The sequence below is a fragment of the Skermanella sp. genome, from assembly GCF_059503625.1.
On sequence record NZ_JCACHA010000813.1, the window covers coordinates 1 to 9,116 of the forward strand.

Annotated in this window: 8 protein-coding genes and 1 pseudogene; 2 read left to right on the forward strand and 7 right to left on the reverse strand. The window is 67.8% G+C overall.

What is annotated here, in order from left to right; translation table 11 throughout:
- Positions 1-122: 122 nt before the first annotated feature.
- Both AC5JJ6_RS28945 and AC5JJ6_RS28950 read left to right on the forward strand, forming a co-directional pair.
- Positions 123-1,556: an amidase gene (locus AC5JJ6_RS28945; RefSeq protein ID WP_496045381.1), complete on the forward strand. Its 1,434-nt coding sequence runs from the start codon at positions 123-125 to the stop codon at positions 1,554-1,556.
- A 59-nt stretch (positions 1,557-1,615) separates the two neighbouring features.
- A complete protein-coding gene (locus tag AC5JJ6_RS28950) occupies positions 1,616-2,395 on the forward strand; it encodes an SDR family oxidoreductase (protein WP_496045382.1) in 780 nt (259 codons plus the stop codon).
- Between the two features lie 8 nt (positions 2,396-2,403).
- On the opposite strand, the gene AC5JJ6_RS28955 is transcribed toward AC5JJ6_RS28950, so the two are convergent.
- The 7 genes and pseudogenes from AC5JJ6_RS28955 to AC5JJ6_RS28985 form a co-directional block, all read right to left on the reverse strand.
- Complete coding sequence (locus AC5JJ6_RS28955; protein WP_496045383.1) at positions 2,404-3,504, reverse strand: NAD(P)/FAD-dependent oxidoreductase; 1,101 nt, start codon at positions 3,502-3,504, stop codon at positions 2,404-2,406.
- Positions 3,501-4,217 (reverse strand): methyltransferase domain-containing protein, encoded by a 717-nt coding sequence (locus AC5JJ6_RS28960; RefSeq protein ID WP_496045384.1) that lies wholly within the window; start codon positions 4,215-4,217, stop codon positions 3,501-3,503. Before AC5JJ6_RS28960 ends, AC5JJ6_RS28955 begins: the two co-directional genes overlap by 4 nt.
- Positions 4,214-5,311 (reverse strand): type III polyketide synthase, encoded by a 1,098-nt coding sequence (locus tag AC5JJ6_RS28965; protein ID WP_496045385.1) that lies wholly within the window; start codon positions 5,309-5,311, stop codon positions 4,214-4,216. Before AC5JJ6_RS28965 ends, AC5JJ6_RS28960 begins: the two co-directional genes overlap by 4 nt.
- Positions 5,312-5,383: 72 nt before the next feature.
- Positions 5,384-6,505 (reverse strand): glycosyltransferase family 2 protein, encoded by a 1,122-nt coding sequence (locus tag AC5JJ6_RS28970; protein ID WP_496045386.1) that lies wholly within the window; start codon positions 6,503-6,505, stop codon positions 5,384-5,386.
- Positions 6,505-7,290 carry a lysophospholipid acyltransferase family protein gene (locus tag AC5JJ6_RS28975; RefSeq protein WP_496045387.1) on the reverse strand — a complete coding sequence of 262 codons (786 nt, stop codon included), beginning with the start codon at positions 7,288-7,290 and terminating at the stop codon, positions 6,505-6,507. Before AC5JJ6_RS28975 ends, AC5JJ6_RS28970 begins: the two co-directional genes overlap by 1 nt.
- The gene (locus AC5JJ6_RS28980; RefSeq protein WP_496045388.1) at positions 7,287-8,873 is read right to left on the reverse strand and encodes a phytoene desaturase family protein; all 1,587 of its coding nucleotides are present in this window, start codon (positions 8,871-8,873) and stop codon (positions 7,287-7,289) included. Before AC5JJ6_RS28980 ends, AC5JJ6_RS28975 begins: the two co-directional genes overlap by 4 nt.
- Positions 8,870-9,116: pseudogene (locus AC5JJ6_RS28985) on the reverse strand (phytoene desaturase); the annotation flags it as partial. The gene AC5JJ6_RS28980 and the pseudogene AC5JJ6_RS28985, both read right to left, overlap by 4 nt.

Consider the following 9,116-nt stretch of genomic DNA (forward strand, 5'->3'; position numbering starts at 1 on the left):
CCGCTAAGGCAGTCCGATAAGGGCGTGCACCGCATTCAGCGGATAATTCCGGGTGAAGTTCTGGACGTATCGGAGTATGCGCGTCTTAATCCCCCGGTGAGGAAACGAGGAACCCAATCGGAATGAGCACCAAGGACCTGTGCGAACTCGACGCCGTAACCCTGCGCCGGATGATCGGCCGCAAGGAAGTCTCTCCCGTCGAACTGACCGAGGCCTGCATCGGCCGGATCGAAGCCGTTGACTCCCATGTCAACGCCATGGTCACCCGCAGTTTCGGGCGCGCCCGCGCCGAAGCGGAAAAGGCGGAGGCCGCCGTCATGGCCGGCGAGCCGCTGGGGCTGCTCCATGGTCTGCCGATCGGAATCAAGGATCTCAGCGACACGGCGGGGATCAGGACGACCTACGGATCGGAATTGTTCGCCGATCATGTGCCTGAAAGCGACGAACGGGTGGTAGCGACCGTGCGCAAGGCCGGCGCCATCGTGCTGGGCAAGACCAATACGCCGGAATTCGGCACCGGGGCCAATACACGCAACGGTGTGTTCGGCGCCACCCGCAATCCCTTCGACCCGGCACGCACCAGCGGCGGTTCTTCGGGCGGATCGGCCGTAGCACTGGCCTGCGGCATGGTGCCGCTGGCTACCGGCTCCGACCACGGCGGCAGCCTGCGGACCCCGGCGGCCTATTGCGGCGTGACCGGATACCGGCCTTCTCCGGGACTGGTGCCGACCGAACGGCGGGGAATCGCGTGGACTCCGTCTCCGGTCGAAGGACCGATGGGCAGGACCGTCGCCGACGCCGCCCTGCTGATGGCCGCCATGGCCGGCACCGACCCGCGCGACCCCCTGCCCGGCTGCGCCGATCCTACCGCCTTCCTGAAGCTGCCGGAGGTCGATCCTTCCTCGCTGAGGGTCGCGGTATCGGCCGACCTCGGCTTCGCCCCGGTCGATGACGGCATCCGGGCAACGTTCTCGAATGCCGTCAAGCGGTTCGGCGGCGCCTTCGCAAGTATCGAGGAGGCCGATCCGAAGCTTGCCGGGATCGAAACGGTGTTCGAGACGCTGCGCTCCGTGATCTTCGTCGGCGCTCACCTGGACAAGTTCGAGAAGCAGCGGGACAGGTTGGGTCCCAACGTCGTCGCCAACATGGAGTCGGCCTTGGGGATGGGCATCCGGGACGTAGCCCATGCCATGACGGAGCAGACACGGTTCTATAAGCAGTTCGCCTCCTTCATGGAGCCGTTCGACGTACTGATCTGCCCGGCGGCATCGGTGCCGCCCTTCCCGGTCGAGCAGTGGTATCCGGAGGTGATCAACGGCGCTCCGACCCGCAACTACATGCATTGGCTGGCGCTGGCCTATGGGCTGACGGTGCTGAGCGTGCCGGTCGTGGTGGTGCCGTGCGGACGCGACGCGACGGGCACGCCGTTCGGCATCCAGATCTGCGGCCGTCACGGCTCCGACCATGCGGTGCTCGGGATAGCCCTGGCTATCGAACGGGTGCTGGCCGGTATCCCGGAGTTGAAGCGTCCGGTACCGGACTTGGCAAAGCTCTGAACCCTGCTTACTGTTCGGCCGACCCTGTTGCGCGGTCGCTCATCCGGAGGAGATTTTCCATGACGGGCAAGTCCAATGTGGCCTTGGTGACCGGCGCCAGCCGGGGCATCGGCAAGGCCATTGCCACGGCGCTGGCGCGCGCCGGCTACGATCTGTTGATAACGTCCCGGACGGCGACTGCGCTGGAAACGCTCGCCAGCCAACTCGCGCGGGAGACGGGGCAGCGGGTCGAGTATCGCCACGGCGACCTGCGCGACCCCGAGTTGCCTGAGTTGCTGATCGAGGCGGCGGTCGATGCCTTCGGCGGGCTGGACCTGCTGGTCAACAACGCCGGTGCGACCAAGCGCGGGCCGTTCCTGGAATTGAGCGAGGACGACTGGCAGGACGGCTTCGCGCTGAAGTTCTTCGGCGCGGTCCGGCTGTCGCGGGTGGCGTGGCCCTACCTGAAGCTGAGCGGCGGCCAGGTGATCAACATCATCGGCGCCGGCGGACGCACGCCGACGGCGGAGTTCACCATCGGCGGCTCGGTCAATGCCGGCCTGATGAACTTCACCAAGGCGCTGGCCGACCAGGGATTGGCGGACGGCGTGCGCGTCAACGGCATCAATCCCGGCCCGATCCTGACGGAGCGGCTGACCGGGCGCATCCGCCAGATTTCCCAAGCCCAGGGGATCGACACGGAGGAAGCGGCCAGCCGCATGGTGCAGGCGCAGAAGGTCATGCGGTTCGGCGAACCGGAGGAGATCGCGGCCGTCGTCGCCTTCCTGGCCGCCGGCGGTGGGACCTTCATCCACGGCGCACTGCTGGACGTGGACGGCGGTTCGACCAAGGGGCTGTGACGTAACGGTCAGTGGGGCGGTGACAGGCCGCCCCGGATGCGGGTCGCCGTCGCCATCGTCCTGAGCAATGCCGGCGACAGCCGGCAGGCCGCCGTGGCGAGGGTTTGCAGGATGGGATGCCGGGCCGCCCGGGCGAGCAGCGTGGCGGCGCGGATCTGCGCTTCGAAGGCGGCCCCGTCCAGCGGCGGCCGGCCAGTGAGATGGCGGTCGGTCGCCAGGGCGGCCGAGTGCAGGGCTATGGCCATGCCGTCGCCGCAGAAGGACGGGATCACGGCAAGCTGGTCGCCCAGCCGGTGGAGCCGCCGCGCCGGAGACTCCTGCCGGTGGACGAAGCCGTAGGGGATGCCGTAGATCGACAGCGGCTTCGGCCAGTGCGGCTCGGCGCCGGCCAGCCGCTCCGCGAAGATGGTGGAATGGCGTGCCAGATAGTCCACCAGGGCGTCCCAGTCGCGGTCCAGCGTATCATGGACGCGCCTTTCGATCACGAGGCACAGGTTGGCGTGTCCTCCGGGGATCGGCTGGAGGCCGGCATAGCCGCCGGGGAACAGCAGGACTTCCACGTGATGTTCGAGAATAGCGGCTTGGGCGGGGGCGAGCGTCAGGTGGCGCTTGAAGCCGATGAGGTCGTTGATCGCACCGGGCGGACGGCGATGGCCGCGCAGTTCGTGCTTTCCTGTCGCGAGAAGCGCGGTGCGGGCGCGGATGGGGCCGTCGGCCTGAACGGTGACGCCGGTGTCGTCCTCGGTCAGGCCGCGTATGGCTGAACCTCGGCGGATCTCCGCGCCCTGGGCAGCGGCGGCGTTCAGCAAAGCTTCGTCCATCACGTCGCGCGACAGGCTGAACGCCGGGAACGGCAGGGTGGCGGTCGCGGTTCGTTCGCCCTGGATCAGGCGAACATGGCGGATCGGCACGGCGCCCAGCCGCTCCGGAGACAGGCCGAGCGACGATAGGTGGACGGCGGCCTCGACGCTGATGAACTCGCCGCAGACCTTGTGGCGGGGGCCGGCTTCCCGTTCGAACAGGACGGTGCGCTGCCCTGCCTGCGCCAGACGAAAGGCGGCGGCGGCGCCGGCGGGTCCTCCGCCGACGATGGCGGCATCCCAGATCACTTGATCCTGCCTACGCCGTATCGGAAAGGCGTGAACCACTCCACCGATACGGCGCCGGGAGCGAAACCGGCGTCTGCCAGCAGACGTTCCCAGTCCTTGCCGGTGAAGGCGCGGGCAACCGACAGCGGCGCGTCGTGGACGACCAGCCGGTTGACCGGGAGCGTTGCCACCATGGCGCGGGCGAAGGCGTGGGACACCGCGTGCCGGTGCAGGTCGTTGCTGAACCAGCCAAGGGCCGCGTGCCCGTCCATCCAGCGCAGGAAGCGGACCAGCAGCGTATCGTCGAGGTGATGGGTGAACAGCGAACTGATCACCACGTCGCAGGCGGTGTCGGGAGCCAAGTCGAACAGGTCGCCGGTGCGGTAGTCGATCCGGACATCGGGCGGAGTCGCCAAGGCCGCGGCTTTGGCCGACCACGGGTTAAGGTCGACGCCGGTCAGCTCCACCTCGATCCCGCGCTTGGCTGCCCAGCGGTGGATTTCCCGCAGCATGTCGCCGTAGCCGAAGCCGACGTCCAGGATGCGCAGATGCTTGCGGCCCGTTTGCTTCACCACGCGGCCGAGCCATGTCAGCGTCGGCCGGTAGGCCAGCGTGCAGAGGTTGATCCGCCGCAGGTCGCGCAGGCAGTGCTGGAACTCCTCGAAGCTGACCTGCTCGGTGTCCATCAGTTCCGGATCAAAGCTGCGGCGGGACAGGTCGGCGCCGCCGCTCACGCGGCGGCCATCCGGAACAGCATGCTTTCCGCCGTCAGCCCCGGTCCGAAGGCCATGGCGCAGCCAAGGGCGTTGCCGCCGATTCCCGTCCCCCGAAAGCGGTCGAGCATGCGCTTCAGCACGAACATGACCGTTGCCGACGACATATTGCCGTAGTCGCGCAGGACGACGCGGGAATCGGCAAGCTGGTCCCGCATGTCGCCGACGGCGCCTTCGACCGCATCCAGGATGGAACGGCCGCCCGGATGGACTGCCCAAAGCTCGACATCCTCCACCGCATGGCCGTTGAGGATCGACGGCATCGCATCGGGCAGGCCGCTGCCGATGGTTCCGGGGACGGTGCCGGCCAGACGCATATCGAAGCCGGTGCGGCCGATATGCCAGGTGATCTGGTCGGCACTGCCGGGGATGACGGTGGTGCGGAAGGATTCCAGCTCGATACCGCCGGGATCGGCGCTGACGATGCTGGCGGAGCAGCCGTCGGCGAAGATCAGGAAGCTCAGGACTTCCTCGATATTGGCGGTCTCCTGGAGGTGCAGGGTGCAGAGTTCCAGGTTGACGATGGCGACCTTGGACCGGGGTTCCGACCGGACGATGTGGCGGGCCAGCTTCAGCGCGTTCATCGCGGCGTAGCAGCCCATGAAGCCGATGAGGGTGCGCTCGACCGACGGGTCGAGACCGAGCCGGTGGGCTAGCTGAAGGTCGAGACCGGGCGCGTAGAAGCCGGTGCAGGAGGTCACGATCAGGTGGGTGATCTCCGGCGCGTGGGCCTTGATGCCGGCGGCGTCCAGGCTCTCCATCGCAAGGTCGAGGGCGTGGTTCTCGTAGAACTTCATCCGCGTCGCGGTGTCGGGGAAGGAACCGCGCTGGAAGAAGCCGCCGCTGTCCAGTACTTCCGGATCGGGGTCGGGAGCGAAGAAGGAATAACGGTGCTCGATCTGGCAGCGGTCCGCCATCCGCCGGAACAGCTTCCGCAGCCGTTCGTCGGTCAGGAGTTGCGGGGCGTACTGGACGAATTTGTCATGGACGTCATGCGACGGGACAGCCGTCCCGATCGCATTGATGTAGGCCGTCGGCATAGAGGCATGCGGCATCCGGCGCTCCGGCAGTGAAAGCAGTTTCAGTCCTCAACAGATCGGCGGGCTTAAACGTCCCGTCCCTGGTTTTCAGGGTCCGCTGGACGGATATGCCCGGCCGCGCCATGTGGCGGGACGTCCCCGGAAAGCGGTCCAGAACGCCGACCACTGTATCGCCAGCATGACCAGCACGCCGATCGGATGAAGGAGAGCATTCGAGATATTTTGTCCGAACCTGAACGCCAACGCGATGCGGGTGCCAAGCGACACGGCGATGCCGACGCAGGCGGGGAACAGCGCTTCGGGCGGCCCCAGGACCAGCAGCAGCCAGGGCAGCACATGGCCGCCCGCCAGCAGCACCGTCCAGACCGGCAGGCCGATGGGCGTCGCCATGCCCTCGGTCGCGTTCTTCGTGAAGCCCTGCCAGACCTCGGTGCTTCCCTTGTACATCCGGCACGTCGCGATCTCCGTCGCGTCGAACAAGTCGGTGAAGAAGCCAACGCGGCGGAAGGTGCGGGGCAGCTTGACGCCGTCGTGGAGCGAGGCCCGAATTTCCCGGTGGCCGCCCGATTTGGCGTAGGCATCGGCGCGGGCGATGAACAACTGGCCGCAGCCGGCGCCGAAGCCGGGAGCGATGAACAGCTTCATCGCCCAGATCGGCAGGTAGCCCAGCAGCAGGAAGTGGATCATCGGGATCACGAGCCGTTCGGCGAAGGTGCCGGTTTCCTGGCGCGGGAAGCCGCTGGCGAGCCCGACCTTGGGCCGTTCCTCCATGAACGCCGCCATGCGGCCCAGCGCGTCGGGCGACAGGCGGACATCGGCATCGACGAAGACCAGCAGCGGATGCCGCGCCAAATGGGCCAGATGCCAGCAGGCATGCTGCTTGCCCGACCAGCCGGGCGGAAGGGGCGGCGCCTGTTCCACCCGGAGGCGAGGATCGGCGATGGCGCGGACGATATCCGCCGTGCCGTCGGTCGAGTGGTCGTCGAGGACGACGACTTCCAGGTCGATCCCGCCGCCGGGGGCGCCGTTCGCCAGCACGGCGTTGACGGCGGCTGCGATCTTGTCCGCCTCGTTGCGGGCGGGGATCAGGACCGAAACGGCGGCTTTGACGGCGCGCCGGGGCGGCGGGCGATAGAGCAGCAGGTTCCATACGGCGGTGACCGCCGGGATGATGGCGAGCCACGCGCAGACCCAGGCGAATTGCGCCATTATGAGCGTTCCCTGCCATGTTGAGGTTGAAAGCGTTCGCCCCGGACAAGGGCCTTGGCGCGGCGCCACAGGTCGTAGACCCCGCCGACGCCGGCCTCGCCGCTGAGCAGGGGTTCGAAGCGGGCCGGGTCCCGGCTCATGCCGTCGGCGGCAAGGTGGTCCATCGTATCGGTCAGCGCCGCTTCGAGCCGGCCGTTCCACTCCTCGACGGTGCCGGCGCCGCTTGCCATCGGTGTTCCGAAGCGGCACAGCGCTTCAGGCGTGCGTTCGTCCCAGAACGGGTATTCCAGCGCCAGCGGCACGATGACGGCATCGGGGACGCGGCGCACCAGATGGGCGAGGCCGGGACGCAGACGCACGGGCCGGCTGCGGGGATCGGTGAAGCCGCCTTCCGCCGTGATCCACAGCATGGTGCGCGGGTCTTCCAGCAATCCGCCGGAGATCTTCAGGAAAGCCGCGGCGCCGCGAGGGCTGTCCGTTTCGATCCCGAAGATGCCGATCCGCCGCATGAAGCCGTATTGCTTGAGGGCGGAGGCTTCCATCGGGCCGTAGCCGTCCCGGTCCGGAAAGCGGAGCATCGCCAGCACGATGAACATCGCCGGGTCCCACCACGAGGGATGGTTGGAATAGACGATGACCGGACGGTCTTGCGGCAACGATGGGAGCGTGCCGCGCGCCAGCCGCACGCCGTGGAAGCGGCGCGCGGCATAGCGGCACATATAATGTCCGAACAGACGAACGATGCGGGGCGAACGCGCCGCCCGCACCGCTTCGGCTGGCGTCATGCGACGCTGGCCTTCGGCCGTTCGACGGCTTCCTCCACGACGGCGGCCGGCCTGGCGCCGGAGCCGCCGATATCCTGGTCGAGCGTATCGGCGGCGATCCAGCCCGACATCATGACCATCGGCATTCCCGGCCCCGGATGGGCGGCGCCGCCGGCCAGATAAAGGCCGGGGACTTCGCGGCTCCTGTTGCCGGGCTTGAAGGCCCCGAAGAAGCGGCCGTGGCTGGCAAGACCATAGATCGCGCCGTTGAGCACGCGGTAGCGGTCGTGGATGTCCTGCGGCGTCAGCCAGCGCTCCACCTTGATGCGGCTTTCCAGGTCCTTCATGCCGCCGGTCCGCGCCAGCTTGTCGAGGATGACGCGGCGGTATTCCGGCAGCATCCGGCTCCAGTCGTGGTGAGGGCGCATGTAAGGTGTGTGGACCAGCACGTAGAGCGCTTCGCCGCCGGGCGGGGCGACGCCGGGTTCCGTCCGGGCAGGGGCCGCGATGTAGCAGGTCGGATCGGGGGCCGGCTCGCCCTTGCGGTAGATCCAGTCGAACTCCTCCTCCGCGTCGCGGGAGAAGACGAAGTCGTGGTGGGCCAGATGGTCGTAGGCGCGGTCGAGCCCAAGATAGAGCACGACGCCGGAGCAGGCCGGCTCCGGCTTGCGGCGGCGCTCGAACTTGGCTCCGATGTCGCCGCCGAGCAACTCGCGGTATGTCCGGACGGAGTCCATGTTGGAGACGACGGCGTCAAGTTCGACCGTCTCGCCCGACGCGGTTTCCACGCCGGCGGCCCTGCCCTGTTTGGTGACGATGCGGCGGACCTCGGTGTTCAGCCGGAACTCGACGCCGAGGCTGCGGGCCAGCTTTTCCAGTGCCGCCGGTACCGCGCGGGTGCCGCCCATCGGGTACCAGACCCCGCCGTCGGTCTGCATATGGGCGATCGAGCAGAGCACGGAGGGTGAGCCGTAGGGCGACGAGCCGACATACTGGACGAAATGGTCCAGCATCTGGGCGATCCGGGCGTCCGGCACGTGCTTCCGCACCGTTCCGGCCACCGTCGTCCCCATGCGGAGGCTCATCACGTCGGACAGGGTCGATGCCGACATGTTCTTCTTGAAGTCCAGCGTGTCCCAGATGTCTTCAACCGACTTCCAGAAGAAGAAGCGTTCGGAGACTTCGTGCAGGCGCTTGGAACGGGTGATGAAGTCCTTGTAGCCGGCGCCCGAGGACGTATTGGGGGCGTAGCGGTCGAGGTCGGCCGCCATCGTCTCGACGTTCTCGACCAGATCGAGGACGGAGCCGTCTTCGAAGAAGCAGCGCCACTGCGGATCGAGCCGGACGAGGTCCAGTTCCCGGTCCATGTCGCGCCCGGCCTCCGCGAAGATGCGGCGGAGGACGCGCGGCACCGTCAGGATCGTCGGCCCCATGTCGAAGCGGAAGCCGCCTTCCTCCAGCACGGCGGCCTTGCCGCCGGCCCAGGCATTGGCGTCGAACAGCACGACCTTGTGGCCGCGCGCCGCCAGGGTGCAGGCGGCGGCCAGACCGCCGAGGCCGCCGCCGATTACGCCTATCCTGCCGCTGTCTTTCCGGGCGCTCACGATACGCGCTCCTCGACCAGGGCGGATTGTCCGGCGGCCATCAGGGTCCCAGGCTCCCAGTTCTGGGACAGACCGAGCTGATCGGCCATCAGGCGGCTGGTGATGCGGGCACTCTCGAAGATCACCGGCAGGCCGCTGCCGGGATGGGTGCCGCCGCCGACCAGATAGACGCCTTCCAGGTCCTCGAACTTGTTGCGGGGACGGAGGTGAAGCATCTGGTCGAGCGAGTGGGCCAGATTGAAC

Excerpts from the sequence above, each read along its gene's own strand:
- AC5JJ6_RS28945 (WP_496045381.1), top strand. The coding sequence starts at position 123 with ATGAGCACCAAGGACCTGTGCGAACTCGACGCCGTAACCCTGCGCCGG.
- AC5JJ6_RS28950 (WP_496045382.1), top strand. The coding sequence starts at position 1,616 with ATGACGGGCAAGTCCAATGTGGCCTTGGTGACCGGCGCCAGCCGGGGC.
- AC5JJ6_RS28965 (WP_496045385.1), bottom strand. The coding sequence starts at position 5,311 with ATGCCGCATGCCTCTATGCCGACGGCCTACATCAATGCGATCGGGACG.
- AC5JJ6_RS28970 (WP_496045386.1), bottom strand. The coding sequence starts at position 6,505 with ATGGCGCAATTCGCCTGGGTCTGCGCGTGGCTCGCCATCATCCCGGCG.
- AC5JJ6_RS28975 (WP_496045387.1), bottom strand. The coding sequence starts at position 7,290 with ATGACGCCAGCCGAAGCGGTGCGGGCGGCGCGTTCGCCCCGCATCGTT.